This window comes from Salinimicrobium maris (assembly GCF_049680855.1).
Lineage (GTDB): Bacteria > Bacteroidota > Bacteroidia > Flavobacteriales > Flavobacteriaceae > Salinimicrobium.
On the sequence record NZ_JBMPGS010000002.1, the window covers coordinates 271,288 to 294,934 of the forward strand.

Consider the following 23,647-nt stretch of genomic DNA (forward strand, 5'->3'; position numbering starts at 1 on the left):
CACATATGATTAAAATTACACAGAAAACACTTTCAGATCTTGAATTTCCATCAGTTTGCGAGCAGGTAAGCGAATATACCATCACGGCTCCGGGAAAAGTCAAAGCCCTGGAAATCTCCCCTTTTTCAACACCTCAGGAAACTTTATTTTCTCTAAATCAAACCAATGAATATGTTTCTTCTTTTCAGCAGGAAAGTCGTATCCCGAATCATGGTTTTGATTCCATAGATAACGAGATCAAACTCCTCAAAATTGAGGATACTATGCTGGAGGCATCCAGCTTCAGGAAAATTAGTTCCATTTCTGAAACTGTTAATACCCAGATCAAATTCTTTCAGAAATTTGAGGAGCTGTATCCTGCTCTTCACGAAACCACCTCAGAAGTTGAATTTACCACCATTCTCGTTGAAAAAATTCAGAAGGTGATTGACAGGTTTGGTGAAGTGAAAGATGACGCTTCTCCCCTGCTACAAACCTTAAGGCGAAAAATTAACCAGGTGAAGGGAAGCATCAATTCAAGTTTTGGAAGCGCCCTCACCCACTATAACAATCTTGGTTATCTTGATGAAATACGGGAAACCGTTGTAGAGAATGTGCGGGTACTTGCTGTCTCGGCCATGCACCGGAGAAAGGTGAAAGGCGGAATTTTAGGCAATTCCAAGACAGGAAGCATTGTTTACATTCAGCCGGAAGCTACTTACACCTATACCAGAGAACTGAACAACCTGGAATACGAGGAAAAAGAAGAAATCAAAAGAATTCTGAAGGAACTCACCAATTTTATGAGGCCTTTTAGACCACTTCTAAAGGAATATCAGGAATTATTAAGTGACATAGATGTGGTCGCAGCAAAAGCAAAGTATGCTATTGAGCTGAATGCAATCCTTCCAAAAATAGTGAAAGAGAGGGAAATTCAGTTAAAGGATGCATATCACCCGCTGCTGCTTTTGAATAACCGAAAAGAGAAGAAAAAAACGTATCCACAGAGCATTGATCTTGATAAAGAGAAACGGATCATTGTAATATCCGGTCCCAATGCCGGCGGAAAAAGTATCACCTTAAAAACGGTGGGTTTATTACAGGTAATGCTACAAAGCGGAATGCTTTTACCAGTACACGAGTACAGCCGCATGTGCCTTTTCACGAAAATCCTTACAGATATTGGCGATAATCAATCTATTGAAAATCATTTAAGCACCTACAGTTACCGACTGAAGAACATGAATTACTTTCTTCGGAAATGTGACGATAAAACCCTCTTTTTAATAGATGAGTTTGGAACCGGAAGCGACCCCGAGCTGGGAGGTGCGCTGGCAGAAACATTCCTCGAGGTATTTTATGAAAAAGAATCCTTCGGAATTTTAACCACGCATTATGCCAATTTAAAAATGCTGGCGAACGAACTGCCGCATATCACCAACGCAAATATGTTGTTTGATTCCCGCACGCTGGAACCACTTTTTAAGCTCCACATGGGTGAAGCCGGAAGTTCTTTTACGTTTGAAGTCGCCCAGAAAAACGGAATTCCATACAGTTTGATCAACAGGTCAAAAAAGAAGGTGGAAAGAGGTAAAATACGGTTTGATAAAAGTATTGCGAACCTTCAGAAGGAGCGTTCAAAACTTCAGAAAACAACTACTTCTTTAAAAACAAAAGAACAAAAAGCGGAAACTGAAAAGAAAAAGCTGGAAGAGACAAATGCGCGAATTCAGCAGAAACTGGAAGGTTTTCAGGAGTTGTATGACAGCAATCAACGGCTCATTTATCTCGGAAACAAGATCAACGATATTAGCGAAAAGTACTTTTCCAATAAGCGCAAAAAAGAGCTAATTGCCGAATTTTTGAAGATCGTGGAAGTCGAAAATTCCAAACGCAAAAAGCAAACTGCCCAGCAGAAAAAAGCAGAGAAAGCCAGACAGGAAAAACTTCAGAAAGAAGCCGAGAAGAAAGTGAAAGTAATTCGCGAAAAGAAAAAAGAAAAAAAGAAAGCAGAAGAAAAAATAGAAGAAGCAAAGCCGAAACCAGTTTTAAAAGTGGGCGACAGAGTGCGTTTACAGGATGGAAAAGCAGTTGGTTCTATTGACAGTATTGAAAAAGGCAATGCCAAAGTCAATTACGGAATGTTTACTACCTCTGTATCTGTCGATCAACTGGAATTGGTACAGCGAAAAAAATAAAAGAAAAAGAAAAATGATAAATTTCCCAAAAGATAAAAAGATTATCCTCTTTGACGGAGTGTGCAATTTGTGCAATAAAACCATCCAAACCATTATTGAGAGAGATACAGAAGATAAATTCAGGTTTGCGCCGCTTCAAAGCGATATTGGACTTCAAATTGTCAATGAACGGGGCATAGATACAGAAGCGCTGGACTCTGTAGTACTTATAGAACCCGGCGGCCTATTATGAAAAGTCTACGGCAGCTATAGAAATCGCTAAACACCTGAAGGGATACCGCTGGTTAAAATTTGCAAAACCCGTACCTCAGGGATTGCGTGACAGCATATATGATCTCATTGCTCGTAACCGTTACAAGTGGTGGGGCAAACAAAATAGTTGTATGATTCCTACTCCCGAACTGGAAGCGCTTTTTCTAAAGTAGCCAATTTAAAAGGAGGTTTTTTGTTTACCAAAACCCGCAATAAAAAAGGTTCGACTGAGGAAATCATGTCGAACCTTTTTCCTTTTATCTTATATTTAAAAAAGAAGATGATAGTACCTGTTTACTGATTACTAATCTTCAATCCATCTAAGAGCTTCCTGCTTTTCTGATATTTCAAAATATTTGATTTCTGCCGAAGTAAAGGGTTTCATAATTTGGGTTAAGTATTCTTCCCATTTTTTAGCACCAACCATTGCTACTTTCTCAAGATTACTGGAATTTTGAAAATCAAATTTCATGTCCTTCCAGGCCGCTTTCGGTTCCCAGCCTTCAAATTTGTCCATTTCAAAATACCAGCGTATGTTTTGATGTTCTTTTACCTTCTGTCGCAATAATGGTAAAAGCTGGTCGTAATCTTCTTTGCTGAGCTTACCCACTGCTTTTGTGGAAACCACATCATCTCTTGTGCCTTCTAATATCTGAATCATAGCTTTTTTCTTTTAAATTAGCTTAGTTTCAGGAATTAAAGAAATTTTTCTGCTGCTCTAACAAAACTTTAGTGTGGCAGCAGCCGCGTTTGTTATAGAAACATTAAAAGCCGGTACTATTTTAGATTACTGAGCATAAACACCAGCTTTTCATTGGTATTCTTATTTTCATGAAAAGAATCTGTATAGAATATATTTTTCCTTGCCAGTCCTAAATCCTGAAGTTTACTAATCAATTGCGAGTCTTCAAGAGAAACTTTTCCCGATAGTAAAACACCCAGATCTTTTCCTGAAGAATAATAATCATAGATCCTTTTAAGTCCGCTTAAATAGAGATAATCTTTTGTAAAGCCTCCTCCTCTGTGGGCTCTAAGGGTGATGGACCAGGCTCTTTCCTTATCGAGTTTATACTGGCTGTACAAAAGATCAAACGTATCGCTGAAGGAATATCCTTTAATAAGACTATCTGCCGCCAGCACGCGATAAGCCAGCTCCTTCATTCTTTTTAGACTTAAACTGTCAGACATATATTCGCTAAAAACGGCCAGCCCGTCCTGGGTGAGATTATTATTGGAAAATCCGTGGGAGAAAATGCGTAAAGGCTGAATTTCTGCATTAAACGTAGTTACCATATGAACCCCTATCTCATGATTAGCAAGAATCTTTAGATCATTGTTACTATACTTCCTGTTTTTCTTTAAAACAAGCATTTTAGAGGCGTTTAAGGCCATGGCAGCCGCCGTAATACTATTGGTCTGCTTGATTTTAAATTTTAATTTATATTTCTCTCCAAAGGCATGAAAAAACGCCTGCGCCTGATCTGCATTGTAGCGCGGAACCATTTCTTCTGCGTCTTCCTCTTTGTGAAAATGCAGGATAAATTTAGCATTTTTGACATCCCGTTCTTTAGGAGTTCCAAAAACCCGCAGCGAATTATAAAAAAAGGTTTTGTCCTGTCCTACCGTAGCAATACACTGCACCAATCCCGAATATTCATAAATAGTATCATGATAGAGCTTCCGGATTTCTTCATCTTTAATATCTTCCAACCGCTGACTGTAGAACTGTCGTTGGAGCTGAAATGGATTAAATTTGATCTTCCGGTACTTAAAAACAGGATCTTCTGTAAACTTTGAAGTAAAAAACCGCTTTTTTTCCTGTTCAATGTTCAGCGGATTGAGATAGTTCAAAAGATCTATATCACGAACTAACCTATCGAGGTTTTGATCTATTTCAAACAGGCTGGCAAATTCTTTATGTACTTCCTGATGCTGCATTTTTATTGAGTATAAGAGGTCCTTCAGAAAAATTAATGGCAAATACAGTAAAATAATATGTGCCCCACAAGTTTTGAGGAAGGAAAAAATTAAAGATATCCAATTAGTGCTTTTGGAATAGCAGCGTCAATATTCGGGGCAGGCTTTTACGGTCGTTATTATCAAAATGTTCTTTTACTTCCAATAATCTAAACCCATTGCTTTTAGCTGCTTCAAGGTAATCTGAAAGATGATGTGTGAAACAGGTAAGTACCTGCTCACCTTCCGCAGTATTGAACCGGGCTTTACTTCCGGAGTATTGCTTGAACGGATGTAATTCCCCAACGTACAAATACCCGTTAAAAATGACATTTTTTGAAGCCTCTTTAAAAACCTGGTGTAAATTTTCTATATGCTCAAGTACGAGGCTACAACTAATAAGCTCATATAATGTAGATGCAAAATGCCATTTTTGAGTAACATCTGCTTGTTGAAAGTTTACTTTTTCAGAAGATATTTTTTGCCTTGCCTGTGCAAGCATTTTTTCAGAAAAGTCAACGGCAGTTAATTTTTCAACTTTTTCAATAAGCCATTTAGTATTTTTTCCGGTTCCGCAGCCAATTTCAAGACATGTCCTAAACTGAATATTTTCGAGGCAGGCTCTAAAAGCAATAGCTTCGAGATCACGAGTTTTATTAATGCCAGAATCATATTGCGACGCCCAAAGATTATATGCCTTTTCAATTTCCATAGATCATTATCAATTTATTGTTCTGAAAAAGAGCAACCAGATATTCAATTTTAGAAGAGTTAAATATTCATCAGAAATAAAAAACTGATTCAGAAATGTCCTAAAAGTAAGTGATGAAACCACACTTTAGTAAATCCTGAATCAGTTTCTGTAAAAGAGTCCCAACCCTTTTCTGAATTTTATTCTTATCCTTTTACCTGGTTAAGATTATCATCCCAATCTTTTGCATGGGGATCTCCAAGTTTATCTACAGATTTTGCTACCATCATGGAAACGGCAGCATCACCGGTAATATTTACCGTCGTACGGCACATATCCAACGGCCTGTCTACTGCAAAAATGAGAGCTAGGCCTGCTTCCGGAATCCCTGCCTGCGCCAATACGATCACCAGCATTACCATTCCTGCACCCGGCACTGCAGCCGAACCGATGGAAGCGAGCGTTGCAGTGGCAATGATTCCCAGTTGCGCACCAAAAGAAAGATCCATACCAAAAGCCTGGGCAATAAAAACCGCAGCCACAGCCTGGTAAAGGCTCGTACCATCCATATTAATGGTTGCTCCAATGGGCAGTACAAAACTGGTTACTTCCTCGTGCACACCAAGATGTTCTTCTGTTCTTTCCATTGTGACCGGTAAGGTTGCTGCACTTGAACTGGTTGAAAAACCGAGTAATTGGGCAGGTGCAATTCCATTAATGAAAAATGCCGGTGTTTTTCCCGTAAAGATCCAAACCAGTAGTATATAAACTCCAATCATTAACAATAATCCAATGATAACCGTGATTCCGTACATCGCAAGTGCTGCAAATAAATCGGAACTCGGGGATTCCACCACCAGCGCTGCCAGTAATGCAAAAACTCCATATGGAGCTGCAAGCATAATAAGGTCTATCAATTTGAGGATAACCTCATTGAAGCCGTCGAAAAAGGCCTTTACCGGTCGGGCGGTTTCTTCAGGAATAAGAATAAGTCCCAATCCGAAGAAAATTGCAAAGAAAATAACCTGCAGCATGTTGGCATTGTCTCCAGCAGCTGCAAAAATGTTGCTTGGCACAATATCTTCCAGCGCCTGCAGTGGCCCTGCTTCTTTTTGGCGTTGTGCATCGGCGATCCTTGTGTTGGCATCGCCTTCGTAATTTGTGATTAATTCGGTACGGGTTTCCTCAGAAATAGCACTCCCTGGGCGAATTAGATTTACGACTCCCAAACCAATAGAAACTGCCACTACTGTAGTACAGATATAGATCAGGATCGTTCTGGTACCCATCTGGGACAGCTTCGAAATATCCTTTAAATCTGAAATCCCTTTAATAAGGGAAGCCAGGATTAAAGGAACTGCAATAAGCTTTAAAGCATTGATAAAAATGTTTCCAAAAGGTTTGATCCAGTCGCTAATAAATTCTGCTCCCCAGGAAAAATTGGTCATTAGGAGTGCAAAAATTACCCCGGCGGCCATTCCGAGAAGTATCTGCCAATGCAGTGCAAGTTTTTTCATGTATTATAGTTCTCTGTTAGAAAATTAAATCTTGGTAACTTTATTCAGAAGGAAAAAATCGGCTAGGACTAGTGCAGCCATAGCCTCTACGATAGGTACGGCACGCGGTACCACACAAGGATCGTGTCTTCCTTTTCCCTGCATTTCCACTTTTTCTCCTTTTGCATCTATAGTCTCCTGTTTTTGCATAATGGTCGCTACAGGTTTAAAGGCCACTCTAAAGTAAATATCCATTCCGTTAGAAATTCCACCTTGTATTCCACCACTATAGTTTGTTTTCGTGCTTCCGTCCTTGTTGAAAAGATCATTATGTTCACTTCCTTTAAGAGCAGAACCACTAAAGCCGCTGCCATACTCAAATCCTTTTACTGCATTTATGGACAGCATGGCTTTCCCGAGCTGGGCGTGCAATTTATCAAAAACCGGTTCTCCGAGGCCTGCCGGAACATTTTCGATTACGCATTCCACGATACCGCCCACAGTATCTCCCTGAGAACGAATTTCCTTGATGAAGGATTCCATCTTTTCAGCAGTAGCAGGATCTGGGCAGCGTACGGGATTTCTTTCTATATTATCGAAATTCAGTTCGTGATATTTCCTGTCAAGCTGAATATCACCAACTGCCGAAGTGTAGGCCGTAATTTTTATTGAAGAAATCACCTGTTTTGCAACAGCGCCCGCTACTACCCTGCATGCAGTTTCACGAGCCGATGAGCGCCCACCACCGCGATAGTCACGGTTCCCATACTTTTTATCGTATGTATAATCTGCGTGCGATGGCCGGTAAGTATTCTTGATGTGGGAATAATCTTTGGATTTTTGGTTTGAATTCTCAATGATAAACCCAATGGGTGTTCCTGTAGTTTTGCCTTCAAAAATTCCAGAGAGGAATTTAACCGTATCAGGTTCTTTTCGTTGGGTGACAATGGCTGACTGGCCGGGTTTTCTCCGGTCCATATCCCGTTGAATGAGGTCAAGGTCCAGTTGAATTCCTGCAGGACAACCATCTATAGTTCCACCTATTGCCGCACCATGAGATTCGCCAAAGGTACTGAGTTTAAAAAGAGTCCCGAAGGAATTTCCTGCCATAGAAGTGATTTTGAGCAAATGTAATTTTTTAACCTAATATTTAAAAATATAGGCCGCTATTCTTTATTCCAGCAAAGCAGCGGCCATGATTTCAACTGGGTGAATCGCAGTTCTCCCTGTTCCATCTTTAATTTGATGACGGCAACTGGTTCCCGGCGCAGCAATGACGATCTCGGCCGGTGCTTTTCTCACTGCCGGGAAAAGCGTTTGTTCTCCTATTGCCATACTTACCTCATAATGCTCTTTTTCATATCCAAAGGATCCCGCCATTCCGCAGCAACCCGAAGGGATGATCGTCACCTCAAAGTTCTCCGGAAGGTTGAGCATTGCAAAAGTGTTTTCAATATTTGATAGCGCCTTTTGATGGCAATGCCCGTGTAGTTTGATTTTTTTCTTTTCTGAAGTAAAAGAAGCTGAAGTAATATTTCCTGCTATAATCTCTTTTTTGATGAATTCATCGATCAAAAAGGTGCTTTTTGCAAGCTTTTCTGCTGCCGGTTTATCATCGGCCAGTCGTAAATATTCATCCCGGAAGGTTAAAATAGCCGATGGCTCTATTCCCAGCAGCGGAGTTTCTTCAGAAATGATGTTTTTAAATAGCTTTATGTTTTTATTGGCCAGTTTCTTCGCCTGTTCAAGAAAACCTTTGGAAATGAAGGTTCTTCCACTCTCCGGATGCTCAATAAGCTCCACTTCATAGTTTAAACCTTCCAATAGTTTGATAGCGGCAATGCCAATCTCAGATTCCAGGTAGTTGGTGAACTCATCATTAAAAAGGTAAACCTTTCTTCCTGAAACCGAAGCTTTTTTTGCCCTTTTTGAATGGTAAGCAGTCAGTGTTTTCTTCGAAAGTTGTGGCATGTTCCTCTCAGGAGCAATTCCTAATGATCTTTTTAGAAGCCCTGAACTTATCTTATTGGTGAAAATACCATTAGTAAGCCCCGGAAGAATTCCGCCCATTTTGTTGAGCACAGTATTGTATGCAAAGGTTTTAGTTCTAAGGGAGCTCCCGTTGGATTTCTGATATTGATGTTCAAATTCAGATTTATAGGCAGCCATGTCGACTCCTGAAGGGCATTCGCTCTTGCAGCCTTTACAACTAATACAAAGGTCCAGCGCCTTTTTGATCTCCTCATGGTCAAAACGGTTCTTCTTTTCACTTTTCGTTAAAAATTCCCGTAAAGTATTAGCCCTTGCCCGAGTCGTATCTTTTTCATCTCGGGTTGCCCGGTAACTGGGGCACATGGTCCCTCCAGCTTCCACTGATTTCCTGCAATCACCGCTACCGTTGCAGTTTTCGGCGGCTCGCAAAATCCCCATGGAGTCTGAAAAGTCCATTATTGTAGAAATTTCAGGTTCCTTTCGTCCCGGTTCATATCTTAGGTGTTCATCCATAGGAACAGCAGAGATGATCTTCCCGGGATTCAGGATATTTTCTGGATCAAAAGTGGCTTTTACACGTCGCAGAATTTCATAATTTTCTGTACCAATCATTTGTTCAATAAACTCGGCTCGTAATCGTCCATCTCCATGTTCTCCACTCATGGAGCCGCCGTACTTTTTTACCAGTTTGGCGACATCTTCTGTAATTTTCCTAAAAAGCACTACATCCTCTTCACTTTTAAGGTTTAGGATTGGCCTTAGATGAAGTTCGCCTGCCCCGGCGTGGGCATAGTACACCGCGTTTTGTTTATAACCTTGCATTATTGCTGAAAAGTCATTGATATAATCTGCGAGGTCTTCAACAGCGACCGCGGTATCTTCAATACACGCAACAGATTTTTTGTCGCCAACCATATTTCCAAGCAGTCCAAGTCCTGCCTTTCTAAGCTCCAGCGCCATATTAATGGCTTCGCCCCGTAAAGCAGGAAGCGCATAACATAAACCTGAATCTTCAAGGGTTTTTAAAAGTTCAGCTGTTTGTTGCGTAAGATCATCTTCATCATTGGAGCGTAATTCCAGCATAAGAATTGCGGCAGGATCCTGCTCAATGAAAAAGCGGTTTTCCCGGTATTTTATGCTGCTTTTTGTACAATCCAGGATGACCTTATCCATCATCTCACAAGTGAAGAGAGAATGTCGCATGGCAGGAACAACAGCCTGCAGGCCTTTCTCAACCGAATCGAAATGCGCTGCGATCATCACCGCTTCTTTCGGCGGAAGATCGTCTAATTGCAAGGTAAGTGCTGTCGTGAATGCAAGTGTACCTTCACTTCCTGTGAGCAGTTTGCATAAATTCAGTTTTTCCCCGGAATCTGAAAAGATTTCAGAATTAATGATTTCATCGATGGCGTATCCTGTACTTCGGCGGTGGATGTCCGGCTTGGGAAAATTTTCTTTGATCTGCTGCTGAACTTCTTTAGGTGAAAGTTCTTTATAAAGATTCCGATAGATAGTTCCTTCAAGTGTATCAAGCTGCAGTTTTTCCTGAAATTCCTGTGCTGTAATTTCAGAAAAAGCCGCTTCACTACCATCGCTCAGGATTGTTTTGAGACTTAAAACTTTGTCTCGTGTCACCCCGAATTTGATGGAAGTTGTTCCACTGGAATTATTTCCGGCCATTCCTCCCACCATACAACGGTTTGAGGTAGAGGTGTTGGGGCCAAAGAAGAGGCCGTAAGGCTGCAAATATCTATTGAGATCATCCCTTATCACTCCGGGTTGCAGCGTCACCGTTTTTGCTTCCCTGTTTACAGATATGATATTTGTAAAGTATTTGGAAACATCAACAATAATCCCCTCTCCTACTACCTGGCCTGCGAGAGATGTACCAGCAGTACGCGGAATTAGAGAAGTGCGATTCTTTACCGCAAATTGGATAAGTTTCTTGATATCTCTGTCAGTTTTGGGATAGGCGACTGCCGCTGGCAGTTTCCGGTATACGGAAGCATCTGTTGCATAGATACTTCTCCAGAGATCGTCATAAAAAAGTTCGCCTTCTAGCTCTAAGGCCAGATCTTTTAAAGGAAGTTGCATTTTAAAACAGGGGTATAGTTAGCAATGAAATGTTAAGAATTAACAATAGATTAGCAGGAACAGTATTTTCCACTTCTTAAGATAAACTAATTTTGTGTGAAACTAAATAAAAGAAACGATATGAAGAAATTACTTTTGCTTGCGATTTGCATCCTTGGTACTACTGTACAACTACAGGCACAGGAAATATCCAAAAATGCTCTGGGTTTAAGGTTTGGAGGAAGTAACGGCGTTGGCACTGAAATTACTTATCAACGAGGACTTTCCACCAACAACAGGTTGGAAATTGACTTAGGATGGAACAACCGCGAAGATGTGGATGCATTCCGTTTAACTGGTTTGTATCACTGGGTGTGGCAGCTGGAAGACAGATTTAACTGGTATGCCGGTGTAGGTGCAGGGATTGGCTCTGTAGACTATGTAAGTGGTAGTGAAGTTTTCTTGAGCGCCGCCGGAAATGTGGGAATTGAATATGATTTTGATTTCCCTCTTTTAATATCCCTAGATTTTAGACCGGAAATAGGCCTGGCAAATTATTACGGCGACGATCTTGGATTTGATATTGCCCTTGCGATCAAGTATCAGTTCTAGAAACTATTGCACAGTATTTAGAAAGGGGGATTTTATCCCCCTTTTTCTATTTCGCTTCCAAAGCTTTCTTGTACACCTGCTCATACAAAGGAAGTACGGTGAGGATATCAAAATTACAAGCCTGTTTACGGGCATTTTCCTTGAATTTCTCAAGAACCTGATCATCTTTCAAAATCTTTATGGCATTCTTTGCCATATCCTCCACATCACCTACATTACTCAAATAGCCTGAAAAACCATGAACATTCACCTCCGGAATTCCGCCGGTATTTGTGGAAATGACTGGTACCTTGTTCACCATCGCTTCCAGAGCAGCAAGACCAAAACTTTCACTTTTAGAGGGTAGCAGGAAAAGATCTGAAAAACATAAGATTTTATCCACTTCATTAGAATTGCCCAGGAAAATTACCTTGTCTTCAATTCCCAGCTCCATTACAAGCTCTTCTGCAGGATCTTTTTCAGGACCCTGCCCAACCATAATCAATCGCGCTTTTACCTGCTTTTGAATTTCGTAGAAAACTTTGACTACATCCTGGATGCGTTTTACCGTTCTAAAATTACTTACATGACTAATAATCCTTTCATCTTCCGAAGCCATAAGCGACCGTTGACAATCTGTAAAAGAATTCCTGTACTTCATGACATCTATAAAGTTCGGCACAACCTCAATTTCTTTCTTAACATCGAAGAGCCTGAGAGTATCGGCCTTTAAACTTTGTGAAACCGAAGTTACCACATCACTGTTGTTAATGCTAAAAGTAACGGCAGGTTTGTAAAATGGATGATTTCCTACCAGAGTGATATCGGTCCCGTGGAGCGTAGTAACCATAGGTATATGAATCCCTTCTTCGGCCAGCATTTGCTTTGCCATATATCCTGCATAAGCATGTGGAATGGCGTAATGCACGTGTAAAACTTCAATTTTATGAAGCTTCACCATATTAACCAGTTTACTGCTTAGTGCCAGCTCATATGGCTGATAGTGAAAAAGAGGATATTCGGGAACATCTACTTCATGAAAATGTATATTGGCAGAAAGCTGTTCCAGCCGTACCGGCTGCTTGTAAGTGATAAAATGTACTTCATGTCCTCGTTTGGATAGTGCCATCCCTAACTCCGTGGCCACTACTCCACTACCACCAAAGGTAGGATAACATACTATGGCAATTCTCATGCTTTATTGATCTATAGCTTCGTAAATAACTTCCTGGATCTTGGTTCGTATCCCTTCCTGAATAAGTTTTTTATTCGTTGCAGAAGGATGAATACGATTTGATAAAAATACGTAAACAATTTCTTCCTCAGGGTCTGCCCAGGTTAAAGTTCCTGTAAATCCACTATGACCAAAGCTTTGCATTGAGACACAGCCACACGTAGGGCCGTATTTATCCAATTGCGGCTTATCAAAGCCTACTCCCCTTCTCACATGGTCCTTGCAGTAGTAACAGGTATTGAACTCGTTGATAGTTTCTTCTTTAAAATATTTTTTCCCTCCATAATAACCGCCGTTCAAATACATTTGCATGATCTTCGCCACGTCATTTGCATTACTAAAAATACCTGCATGCCCTCCAATTCCTCCTAAAATAGCGGCTCCTTCATCATGAACATAACCCTGCAACAATTGTTTTCTCCAAAGTTTATCGTTTTCCGTAGGCACAATTTGTTCTTTAGGAAAATGCAATAAAGGCAAATAGGTAGTATAATTGGCGCCAAGGGAATTGTAAAAATGGTCTTTTACGAGATATGAAAGGGAAGTGCCATAAATTCCCTCCAAAAATTCCTTCAGAAGGTAATAAGGCAAATCACTGTACCTGTATTCCAGGTTTCTTTGCAGGTCACTCTCACGGATTACTTTTACAATGGAATCTCGAATATCATTACGTATGTACAATCCTTCTGCAACGGTGGTATTAAATCCTGGAGTATTTTCATTCCGGTAGTATTGAAGAGAAGGCTGATTGGTTTCGTTATCAAATGTCTGTCGGTGGAATGGGATCCATGGTTTTAAGCGGGCATAATGAGAAAGCATCTGTTTAAGGCTAATCCTTTCTTTGTCTGAATTCCGAAGCTGTGGAAGCATTTCCGAAAGCAAAGTATTTAGGTCAAGTTCATCCTCCTCCACCAACTCCATCACCAGCGGAAGCGTCCCAAGAATCTTCGTGAGGGAAGCAATATCGTAAATATCTGTGGCCTTTACAGCTTTTTCTTTTTCGTACGTATGGTATCCTGCGTTACGTTCATAGATTACTTTCCCTTTTCTCGCGACCAGTACCTGCACTCCCGGTGACATTTTCTGTTCAATGGTTTCGCGGATTAGAGAATCAATCTTAGCCAGTTTGTAGGAATTCATCCCAACACTCTCGGGCAAGCCGTAGGCAAGTCGCTCCAAATTTTCCGTTCGAAAACCTGTTCCTTCCGGAAATTTCTTACCTGCACTTACCGGCAGCACTCCTTTGGCTTCAATGGCGCCAAAAAGAAGCTGTGCTGCTTTATTTTGCGCTACCTCACTATTTTGATAAGCCACCATGATTCCTTCAAAATTGGAATTAGATTCAAGATCGAGTAATGCATACGGCCGCGTGAAAACATTTAAAATAACCTTATTATTCCGGGCTACTTCATAAAGCCATACAAGTTCTTTTTCTGAAAATTGATAAGAACCCCAGGGGGAGTCATTAGATTTATGATAACCAAGGATGACGAGGTTGTAATTCTTAAGTTTATCATTTAATTCATTTAAATGCTCCGCTTCTACCTTATCTACCTGCGTATATCGATTTAACTGATTGTAGAATTCTTCTCCACTTGCATCTCCATAATGTACATAAGCGATCTTTTTCTTTTCTAAGTCTTTAATTGGAATAAGCGCTCTGTCATTTTTGATAACCGTAAGTGCATTCTCTATAAGTTCCTGTTCCAAAACATCATTTGTGATGCTATTGAGTTCGCCATAGAGATAGCTTTCACTTACAGGTTTATAGTGGACCAAACCTGCTTTATACTTCGCAAAAAGGATCTTTCTAACCGAATGCCTGAGTCGCTCTTCAGTTATTAATCCGTTGTTGTAGGCTTCTGTAATTTTAGAACTTGCTTTCGAAACATCTTCAGACATAAGCAGAATATCGTTTCCGGCTAAAAAAGCGGCCAGATCAATTTCTCCGATTTCATTGTAGTTCGAAACCCCTTTCATGTTGAGAGCATCTGTGATCACCAATCCTTTAAAATCCAGGTATTCTTTTAAAACATCGGTTACAATTGCCTTAGATAATGAAGAGGGAAGATTTCTATTTTTCTCGAGCGCAGGTACATTAAGATGCCCCACCATTACGCCAGAAAGTCCTTCCTCTATTAGTTTTCTGTAAGGATATAATTCAATGCTGTCAATCCTGCTTTTTTCAAAACCAATGGTGGGAAGTGTTTTATGAGAATCGGAATCTGTGTCGCCATGGCCGGGGAAGTGTTTCGCACTTGCCAATACATTCTCCCGCTGCATTCCCTTCATAAAGGCCAGTGCTTTTTGAGTAACATTGTCGCGGTCTTCTCCAAATGAACGATTTCCAATAATGGGATTATCAGGATTTGTATTAATATCTACCACAGGTGCGAAATTCATATGTACCCCCATCCTTTTGGCATGCTTGGCAATGGCTGCACCTGTTTCTTCCACCAATTTCTCATCCCGAATGGCACCTAAGGTCATATTCCACGGAAAAGCAAAAGTAGAATCCAGCCGCATGGCAAGCCCCCACTCTGCATCCATTCCCACAAGCAGCGGAGTTTTTGCTATTTCCTGGTATATATTGGAAAGTTTTGCCTGCCGCAGCGGGCCACCTTTAGAAAATACAATCCCGCCAATATGATACTCCTCAATGAGCTTCCTGATTTTTGCAGTATCGGCCTGATTTTCTTCGGAATATGCAGCCACCATAAACAACTGCCCCACTTTTTCTTCCAGGGACATTTGGTTATAGATACTATCTACCCACTCCTTTTGCAGCTCAAAATCTTCCGTTATGAGCGGATTGACATTTTGCTGTGCAAAAGATTTTCCGAAGAATGTAAAAATTAAAAGAAGGAAACCGGGAATCGAAATTTTTGGGGACGTCATTAATTTAAAAAGCGGTTGTGCCAGCTCTCTGAGGCTGGAACTTCCCAGTCCTCAAGATATTCGGCCTTGTTATTTACCAGGTTATTAAAAACAATTGTCTTAGGAGAAACGGCACGATCTTTTGCCATTTTTCGGAAATCTGTAAGTGATTTATAGGCGACGAATTCTCCCTGTTTATAGGAGACATTCATTTTATCTAATAAATCTATATCGTATTCTTTTTCAAGCTGTTGAATAAAGTTAACTGAAGCATCAATTGAGCATCCTGTGGCCGCATTTACTTCTTGGTCAAGGGCAATAACTATAAACCGATTGTATCTGATCTCGTAAGCAGCATTTAGATTTGCTCCATGAGCTGTCCATTGCTCCAAAAAATTTTCAAGTTTGGCAGTGATCTCCTGAAGTTCCTGTTCAGAAAAGGAACGATTGGCCTGATATATCCAGACACGGGATGAATCTGGCAGATTTTTAAAAGGGACTAACATTTATGGGAATTTAAATTTATACAAAAATAAATCTTTAGAGCTGTGTCTCAAAAATAGTACCGTTAAAGTTGCAGTACGTAAACCACAGAAAATACGAAACCCCTGCAAAAAACAGGGGCTTCAAAAATGTGCTTTGGAGTATCTTTTTTAAAGATCCTGTGCGCTGGCGATCATTTCGGCTATGTCCATCACAGCGATGTCGTCTTCTTTGTCTTTGCTCTTCACCCCATCGGTCATCATAGTGTTACAAAAAGGGCATCCGGCAGCAATAACTTCGGGTTGTACTTCAACCGCCTGCTCCGTTCGCTCTGTATTGACATCTTTATTACCAGGTTCGGGTTCCTTGAACATTTGGGCTCCCCCGGCGCCACAACACATGGCATTTCTTTTGCATCTTTTCATTTCTACCAGCTCCACTTCCAGCTTTCTTAAAAGATCCCGTGGTGCTTCGTAAATGCCATTACCACGCCCAAGGTAACATGGGTCGTGAAAAGTGATCTTTTTGCCTTTAAATTTTCCGCCTTCCACGGTAAGCCTTCCTTCGTCAAGTAAAGATTTTAAAAAGGTGGTATGATGCATCACTTCATAGTTGCCGCCAAGGCCAGGGTATTCATTCTTGATAATATTGAAACAATGCGGACAGGTAGTTACTACTTTTTTGATCTCATAGCCGTTTAGGACTTCAATATTTGCAGCGGCCTGCATTTGATACAAGAATTCATTTCCGGCGCGTTTTGCAGGGTCACCTGTGCAGCTTTCCTCTGTTCCTAATACTGCAAAATCAACATTTGCGTTATTTAGGAGTCGCACAAAAGCTTTGGTGATCTTTTTTGCCCTGTCGTCAAAACTTCCGGAGCATCCCACCCAGAAAAGGACTTCAGGTTTTTTGCCTTCAGCCATGTATTCTGCCATAGTGGGAACTTTTATATTTTCTGCCATTTTATAAGCTTTTTCCTTTCGGTTATATTCTATTCTGAAATTCGGCTTCTGAAAATTCCTTCAGAAATGCCATTTTTGGAACATCTAGTTTTCGTTTGCCCAGTTAAGGCGGTCCATCTGGTTGTAAGGCCAGGGCGCCCCATTGTTCTCTATGTTACCCATAGCATTATTAAGATCTGCCGGGCCTGCGCTCTGCTCCATCATCAAATAACGACGCATTTCAACAATTATAGAAAGCGGGTCAATTCCCACAGGACAGGCTTCTACGCAAGCCTGGCAAGTAGTACATGCCCAGAGTTCCTCACGTAAAATGTAATCATCCAGCAACTGCTTGCCGTCATCCTGAAAACTTCCATTTTTATTGATATTTTCCCCTACTTCTTCAAGTCGGTCGCGGGTATCCATCATGATCTTTCTTGGAGAAAGAAGTTTGCCGGTATTATTGGCAGGACATTCTGAAGTACATCTACCGCATTCTGTACAGGTGTAAGCATTTAATAACTGAACGCGATTAAGGTCAAATACATCTGAAGCTCCAAACTTCTCCGGTTCTCCTTCTTCCGAAGATTCTTCCTCGGCAGGTGCTGCGAAAGGATCGGCGTTGGGATCCATCATTAACTGCACTTCTTTAGTCACAGCATTAATATTGTCAAACTCTGCCTGAGGCTTTAATTTTGAATAATATACATTTGGGAATGCCAGAAGGATATGCAGGTGCTTTGAATAATAGAGATAATTCAAAAAGAAAAGGATTCCCAGTATGTGCAGCCACCAGGCTGCTCTTTCTATAATTATTAAGGTTGATACGCTAAGACCATCAAAAATGGGCAAAAGCACCTGACTTATTGGAAAATAGCCTGCAATTTGTCCTTCTTCAGCAATAGCATAATGCTCTGCTCCAATAAGTTGTAATTGAAGATCTGCTCCATTCATGATAAAAAACAGCATCATGAGTGCCATTTCAAAATATAAGATATAGTTGGCATCGTTCTTTGGCCATGAAGTCATTTCCCGGGACATGAACCTGTAGATGTTTGAGATGTTCCTACGGGTCCAGAAAATGATCACGCCTAGTAAAACAAGCAACGCAAGAATTTCAAGCGTACCAATTAAAAAGCTGTAAAATCCGCCAGTAAAAAATAAAACCCTGTGAGTTCCAAAAATACCATCAATAACGATTTCGAGAACCTCTATATTGATAATGATAAAACCAAGGTAAACGATAATATGCACAATCCCCGAAACTGGGCGACGCACCATTTTATACTGGCCAATGGCGATCTTTCCCATTTTCTTCCAGCGTGCCGCAGGATTATCACTGCGGTCTACTTCTCTTCCTAATTTGATATTCCTAATGAGACGCCGAACGTTTCTCGCAAAAAAGCCTATTCCAAAAAGGAGAGCAATTACGAAAATAACTTGTGCAAAAATCTGCATATATTGGTTGGTTGTTGTTTATTCTTCTTCCTCGGGTGGTGAATACGGCCCGGGATTCTTTCCAAAGACTGAAAAGTGTACGTAACGTTTTGGATTAAGCTTTACATCTTCAATTAATTGATCAAGCTGCCGTGTTGCTTGCTCCAGATTATCGTAAATACTTGGATCATTGATTAATTTAGCCATTGTTCCATCTCCATTATTGATCTCGTTAGCAACATTTTCAAAACTGGCAACCGCATGCTCAAGATCATTCACTATTGTTGCAATGTCGACCTGAGTCAAAGTATCAGAAAACTTGTTGAGATTGGTAGACATTTCGTCCAGGTTAGTAAACGTTCTGTTCAACTTTCCTGAATTTTCATCAAGAATACCATTAATTGATTGGGCTGATCCTCTTAAAGAATTTGCTGTAACGCTAATATCCTCAAATGTTTTTCGTATATTATTTCTAGTGTCAGAATTGAGTATCTGGTTAAAAGACATAATAAGAGAATCTGCATTAACAATAGCATCTTCAACTTTCTCCTGAAGCGGAGTGAGACGGTCATTCACAAGCTCAAGCAAACCTTCTTCTATCTGGCTTGGGAGTGTATCTCCAGATTGCGCTAGTTTTCCAGGTTCATACTCTGGCAGGATTGCAAGACTCTTACCGCCTATAAAACCCCCACCATATATTTGAGCAATACTATTTTCAGAAAAAGGAAATTCATTATCCACACTAAAGGTTACTATTAATTGCCCCGAAGTGTTCAAAAAACCTATTTCCTGCACACTTCCCACTCTTAAACCATTAATAGTAACAGCCGATGAGGGCGTGAGTCCTTCTACGTCATTGTACACAGCATAAAAAGTCCTGCTGGAACTGAGTAAATTTTGTCCTTTTAGAAAACTGTATCCAAATATCAATAGAATAACAGCAGTAATTGCCAGGAGCGCAGTTTTAACCTCTTTAGTAAATTTCACGAATATCCCTTCTTTTTTTGTGGAAGCACAAATTTAGAAATAAATATAGAAAAGTAACGGCAAATCACTTTTGTTTTAACGCGTCATTAACGCTAATCTTAGTCCCATCTTTAAAAGCAACAATATAACTGGTACGATATCCTCTGTTTTTGGCTTCTTCATGAAGTTCCTTGATCTTAAGGTAACTTGAAGTTGCTCCATAGTAATACTTGAACAATTTACCTTCTTTATTTCTCGTAATGTTCGCAAGTCCTTTAAAATTCTTTGGAGCAGGATCTAATTTACGGCTACTTGCAGCCAGTTGCACTTTAAAGGTAATGCCGTCATAAACTTGTACAGGAGCCTCTTTGGTGGAGGTTAATAGATCAATATCAGTTCTTTGAGAAAGATCCTCGAGTACGTCCAGGTTCAGGCTGTTCTTATAACTGTTGACCGCCTTTACCACGGCATCAGAAATTTTATCCTGGCCTGACCGACTGTTGAGATAGGCTCCTTCTTCATTATTTGAAAGAAATCCTGTTTCAATAAGTACGCTGGGCATATAAGTTTGCCGCAATACAAGGAAACCGGCCTGTTTTACCCCCCTGTTCTTCCTGCGAAGGTCATTCGTAAATTTTTTCTGAATAAAATCTGCCAAAAGTATGCTTTGGTCCAAATATTCTTCCTGCATGAGCGTAAGACCTATATAAGATTCGGGGGAATTGGGATTGAAGCCGTCGTAGGTAGCTTCATAATTTTCTTCCAAAAAGATTACAGAGTTCTCCCGCATTGCCACTTCCAGATTATCTTCATTCCTATGCAATCCAAGTACAAAAGTTTCGGTTCCCGAAGCTTGGGAGTTATGAGCATTACAATGTACAGAGATAAATAAGTCGGCATCTGCATCATTTGCAATTTCAGCCCGGCCTGCGAGGGTAACAAATACATCTGTCTTACGAGTGTAGATCACTTCTACATCTGGCAGTTTTTCAAGTTCTGCACCAATTTTGAGAACAATATTCAGCGCAATATCTTTTTCAAAATAACCATTACCTCGGTTTCCCGGGTCATCTCCTCCATGACCTGCGTCGAGTACGACTACAAATTTTTCCCGGGGAGTAGAATTATTTTCAGCAGCAAAACCAGTACAGAAAATTCCAGTGAATAATAAGACTAAAAGTGTTAGCAGGTTCGTTCTCATACAGAAGTAACGCTTCTTTAGGATTGATATTTTATTTTTCTTTAAACCGAAAAGGTAGCTTAAAAAATATATGTAATTTTGGAACTCCAAAAAATGAGCCACAGGTTACAAAATTAGCACATATAGCATTGCGAACAAATATACATTATACTCTTTCCTGCTGTATTTTTCTACTATTGAGCTGCATCAATGCAACAGCGCAGGAAATAGAAGAAAATGAAGGAATTCGCATTCCTGCAGAAAGAGCACCTGTAACACCTATTTTAGATTCTATTAGAATCCAGGCTCCTATCCCGGTGATCAATCCAGTGGGAGCTAATGCTGTGGCAACAGATACTGTTCGTCCACAAAACCAACTGCTCACAAATAGGGTAGTTTATACCGCTCAGGATTATATGCGGCTTAGCCCAAAAGAAAACAGGATGTATCTATATGACAATGCAGAGATCACTTATGGTGATATAAATATAACCGCAGGGCTTATTATTCTGGATAATGAAAGAAATGAGGTATACGCATATGGTATTCCCGATTCTACAGGAGTATACACTCAGACTCCGGTATTTACGCAAGCTGAAAGCGTAGTTCGTCCAGATTCTATACGTTTCAATTTTGATACGGAAAAAGCACTTGTATTTAAATCAAGGACAGAGCAGGGCGAATTCAAGGTGCTTGGTGAGGTAACCAAGCGCCAGAACGATTCTGTATACTACATGAAGAATGTGAAATTCACCACTTCTGAAGATGCTGAAAATCCCGATTATTACTTTTTCGCCAGACGAATAAAATTTGTTCCCGATAAGAAGATCGTTTCAGGATTGGTGAACATGTATATTGCTGATGTGCCAACACCGTTAGGGCTTCCTTTTGGGTACTTTCCAATGACAGATGAAGAGACTTCAGGTTTTGTTATTCCTACTTTTGGAGAAGACAATAACCGGGGTTACTTTTTGCAAGGTGGAGGGTACTACTTTGCCCTAAGTGAATATATGGACCTCCTGGCTCTGGGAGATTACTATACAAATGGGAGCTATGGCCTGCGGCTGGAATCTTCTTATTCCGTACGCTACAGGTTTAGAGGGAATCTTAGCTTCAGGTATGAGAAATTGATTAACAGCGAACGTGGTTTCCCTGATTTTGCAGAAACAACTATTTATAACCTGCGCTGGCAACACAGCCAGGATTCCAAAGCCAATCCATCCTCCAGATTTTCAGCATCGGTGAACCTTGGAAGTAGCGATTATTATCAGGCTTCCACAAACCAGGTCAATGCAGGAAGCAGACTTACAAATACTTTAAGCTCCTCTATTTCCTATTCTAAGACCTTTAACTGGGTGCCACAGGTTAACCTTAGTATTGCCGCAACTCACTCCCAAAATACTAATACGCAGCAAATCAATATGACATTACCCACCGTACAGGCGAGTGTAGACAGGATCTATCCTTTTGAACCGGCCATAGGTACCAAGAAGGGAATTATTGAGAACATCAACCTGCAATATAATTTTAGAGGAGAAAATCGCTTTAACACCACAGATTCTTTGTTTTTTAAGCCAGAAATGTTTGAAGCTGCAATTCTTGGGGCTCAGCATAGTATTCCTTTAAGTACGAATTTCAAAGTTTTAGATTATTTCAGCGTTAGTGCAAACTCTACTTTTACTGAAAATTGGGTGTTTAAAACTTACGAACGTGCGTACGACGAAAACCTGGAAAGGGAGGTGGTAGATACCATTAATGGTTTTGACGCCTACAGGACCTACAATTTTAGCACCGGCGTAGGAACTACAATTTACGGAACCGTAAATTTTGATGAGGATAGTAAGATACAGGCGATAAGGCACGTGATACGACCCAGCATAAGCTACAACTACAATCCCGGCTTCGATTACTATTATGATAATTACATTATTCCAGAAGGCCCTGGCCGGGAAGAGAGAGAGGTCATTTATTCCCGTTTCCAGAATACACTTTATGGAGCACCGGGAAGGTTCTTTTCAAGTTCTATTGGCTTATCGCTAAGCAACAATTTTGAAGCCAAGGTGAGAGACTCAGTGGGGGCAGAACCGCGAAAAGTTGTTCTCTTAAACAACCTTAATGTAAGCACCGCCTACAACCTCGCAGGAGATTCTTTAAAACTTGCACCAATAAGCATTAGAGGAAGCATCCCGGTGATTCAAAATAAATTATCCATTAACTTTGGAACAAACCTCGATATTTATGCGCTTAACAATAACAACCGAAGAATAGATAAGCTCAATATCAACAACGGCGGAAGCCTTTTTAGAATGACCAATGCCAACGTGAGCTTTGGGTATTCTTTTGCCAGCACAGATTTTACAGGCGGTAGTGACAACCCAAACCGAATGGACAACGAAACTTATCGCAATGGCGGGCGACCAGATGATCTCTTTGGAAAAGGCATGGAGACCGATGGTACTTTCTATGACGAATTTGAAGACGAAAATGAAGAGGAGGAAACAGAAATTGAAAGTGAACTATACAATTACAAAATCCCATGGAATATAAGGTTGCAATATGCAATGAACTACTCTAATAATGCCCGGCAAAGCGATATTACCTCGCATTCGCTGATGTTCTCGGGCGATGTGGAACTTTCTCCTAACTGGACAGTAGGTGCTTCCTCGGGTTATGATTTCGTAAACAATGGTTTTACCCTCACACAATTAAGGTTCTCAAGAGATCTACAAAGCTGGCGCATGACTTTTAACTGGACACCCTTTGGAATTTATGAGCAATGGAATTTCTTTATCGGGATCAAATCGAACTTGTTGAGGGATATCAAATATGATAAACGAAGACAAAGAGACCGCCAACTATAAACTAATCGATATGAAAAAGATCATTAAAACCGACAATGCACCGGCTCCCATTGGTCCATACAACCAGGCCATCTTAACCGAAAACACTTTATATATTTCAGGGCAAATCGCGATTAACCCGGTAGACAATCAACTAGTAATGAGCTCTATAAAAGAGGAAACTGAACAGGTTTTAAGGAATTTGAAAGCCATACTTCAGGCCGCGGAAATGAGCTTTGAAAATGTCATTAAGAGTTCTATTTTTATAAGTGACATGAACAATTTTGCAAAGATTAATGAAGTATACGCGAAGTATTTTGATGAAGAAACTGCGCCGGCCAGGGAAACAGTTGAAGTAGCTAATCTTCCGAAGTTTGTAAATGTTGAAATAAGTATGATCGCGGTAAAATAGCTCCTGAAGAATGAACTGCAGAAAGACCTTCTAAAAAGGCATTTTTGAC

General features: G+C 40.5%; 17 protein-coding genes and 1 pseudogene. 5 read left to right on the top strand and 13 right to left on the bottom strand.

Going from position 1 to position 23,647, the window contains the following annotated elements:
* Positions 1-5: 5 nt before the first annotated feature.
* A complete protein-coding gene (locus ACOV1Q_RS06790; protein ID WP_424493640.1) occupies positions 6-2,177 on the top strand; it encodes an endonuclease MutS2 in 2,172 nt (723 codons plus the stop codon).
* Positions 2,178-2,190: 13 nt separating this feature from the next.
* Positions 2,191-2,602, top strand: a pseudogene (locus tag ACOV1Q_RS06795) (thiol-disulfide oxidoreductase DCC family protein).
* A 131-nt stretch (positions 2,603-2,733) separates the two neighbouring features.
* Here the strand turns inward: ACOV1Q_RS06795 and ACOV1Q_RS06800 are convergent.
* The 6 genes from ACOV1Q_RS06800 to ACOV1Q_RS06825 all read right to left on the bottom strand — a co-directional run bounded on the left by ACOV1Q_RS06800 (position 2,734) and on the right by ACOV1Q_RS06825 (position 10,658).
* Positions 2,734-3,090 (bottom strand): SpoIIAA family protein, encoded by a 357-nt coding sequence (locus tag ACOV1Q_RS06800; protein ID WP_424493641.1) that lies wholly within the window; start codon positions 3,088-3,090, stop codon positions 2,734-2,736.
* Positions 3,091-3,206: 116 nt separating this feature from the next.
* Positions 3,207-4,367 (bottom strand): peptidase MATCAP family protein, encoded by a 1,161-nt coding sequence (locus tag ACOV1Q_RS06805; RefSeq protein ID WP_424493642.1) that lies wholly within the window; start codon positions 4,365-4,367, stop codon positions 3,207-3,209.
* A gap of 103 nt (positions 4,368-4,470) precedes the next feature.
* Positions 4,471-5,097, bottom strand: coding sequence for a class I SAM-dependent DNA methyltransferase (locus ACOV1Q_RS06810; protein WP_424493643.1), 627 nt, complete (start codon positions 5,095-5,097; stop codon positions 4,471-4,473).
* Positions 5,098-5,282: 185 nt separating this feature from the next.
* The gene (locus ACOV1Q_RS06815; protein ID WP_424493644.1) at positions 5,283-6,593 is read right to left on the bottom strand and encodes a dicarboxylate/amino acid:cation symporter; all 1,311 of its coding nucleotides are present in this window, start codon (positions 6,591-6,593) and stop codon (positions 5,283-5,285) included.
* A gap of 24 nt (positions 6,594-6,617) precedes the next feature.
* Entirely contained in the window at positions 6,618-7,682 is a 1,065-nt protein-coding gene (gene aroC, locus ACOV1Q_RS06820) for a chorismate synthase (RefSeq protein WP_424494311.1), read from the bottom strand.
* A 63-nt stretch (positions 7,683-7,745) separates the two neighbouring features.
* Positions 7,746-10,658: an FAD-binding and (Fe-S)-binding domain-containing protein gene (locus ACOV1Q_RS06825; RefSeq protein WP_424493645.1), complete on the bottom strand. Its 2,913-nt coding sequence runs from the start codon at positions 10,656-10,658 to the stop codon at positions 7,746-7,748.
* A 120-nt stretch (positions 10,659-10,778) separates the two neighbouring features.
* On the opposite strand from ACOV1Q_RS06825, the gene ACOV1Q_RS06830 reads away from it, so the two are divergent.
* Positions 10,779-11,249, top strand: coding sequence for a hypothetical protein (locus ACOV1Q_RS06830; protein WP_424493646.1), 471 nt, complete (start codon positions 10,779-10,781; stop codon positions 11,247-11,249).
* 46 nt (positions 11,250-11,295) lie between these two features.
* Here ACOV1Q_RS06830 and bshA read toward each other — a convergent pair whose 3' ends face one another.
* From bshA to ACOV1Q_RS06865, 7 genes are all read right to left on the bottom strand, one after another.
* A complete protein-coding gene (bshA, locus tag ACOV1Q_RS06835; protein WP_424493647.1) occupies positions 11,296-12,423 on the bottom strand; it encodes an N-acetyl-alpha-D-glucosaminyl L-malate synthase BshA in 1,128 nt (375 codons plus the stop codon).
* Between the two features lie 3 nt (positions 12,424-12,426).
* Positions 12,427-15,360 (bottom strand): serine hydrolase domain-containing protein, encoded by a 2,934-nt coding sequence (locus ACOV1Q_RS06840; protein WP_424493648.1) that lies wholly within the window; start codon positions 15,358-15,360, stop codon positions 12,427-12,429.
* Positions 15,360-15,845: an ABC transporter ATPase gene (locus tag ACOV1Q_RS06845; protein ID WP_424493649.1), complete on the bottom strand. Its 486-nt coding sequence runs from the start codon at positions 15,843-15,845 to the stop codon at positions 15,360-15,362. The genes ACOV1Q_RS06840 and ACOV1Q_RS06845 overlap by 1 nt, the downstream gene beginning before the upstream one ends.
* 147 nt (positions 15,846-15,992) lie before the next feature.
* The gene (locus ACOV1Q_RS06850; RefSeq protein WP_424493650.1) at positions 15,993-16,784 is read right to left on the bottom strand and encodes a (Fe-S)-binding protein; all 792 of its coding nucleotides are present in this window, start codon (positions 16,782-16,784) and stop codon (positions 15,993-15,995) included.
* A gap of 84 nt (positions 16,785-16,868) precedes the next feature.
* Positions 16,869-18,221 carry a 4Fe-4S dicluster domain-containing protein gene (locus ACOV1Q_RS06855; protein ID WP_424493651.1) on the bottom strand — a complete coding sequence of 451 codons (1,353 nt, stop codon included), beginning with the start codon at positions 18,219-18,221 and terminating at the stop codon, positions 16,869-16,871.
* 18 nt (positions 18,222-18,239) lie between these two features.
* Complete coding sequence (locus ACOV1Q_RS06860) at positions 18,240-19,187, bottom strand: MlaD family protein (RefSeq protein ID WP_424493652.1); 948 nt, start codon at positions 19,185-19,187, stop codon at positions 18,240-18,242.
* Between the two features lie 64 nt (positions 19,188-19,251).
* The gene (locus ACOV1Q_RS06865; protein WP_424493653.1) at positions 19,252-20,367 is read right to left on the bottom strand and encodes an N-acetylmuramoyl-L-alanine amidase family protein; all 1,116 of its coding nucleotides are present in this window, start codon (positions 20,365-20,367) and stop codon (positions 19,252-19,254) included.
* A gap of 128 nt (positions 20,368-20,495) precedes the next feature.
* Here ACOV1Q_RS06865 and ACOV1Q_RS06870 point away from each other — a divergent pair, with 128 nt between their 5' ends.
* Together ACOV1Q_RS06870 and ACOV1Q_RS06875 are read left to right on the top strand one after the other, a co-directional pair.
* On the top strand, positions 20,496-23,207 hold the full coding sequence (locus ACOV1Q_RS06870; RefSeq protein WP_424493654.1) for a putative LPS assembly protein LptD: 2,712 nt from the start codon (positions 20,496-20,498) through the stop codon (positions 23,205-23,207).
* 10 nt (positions 23,208-23,217) lie between these two features.
* The gene (locus tag ACOV1Q_RS06875) at positions 23,218-23,598 is read left to right on the top strand and encodes a Rid family detoxifying hydrolase (protein ID WP_424493655.1); all 381 of its coding nucleotides are present in this window, start codon (positions 23,218-23,220) and stop codon (positions 23,596-23,598) included.
* The last annotated feature ends 49 nt before the right edge of the window (positions 23,599-23,647 follow it).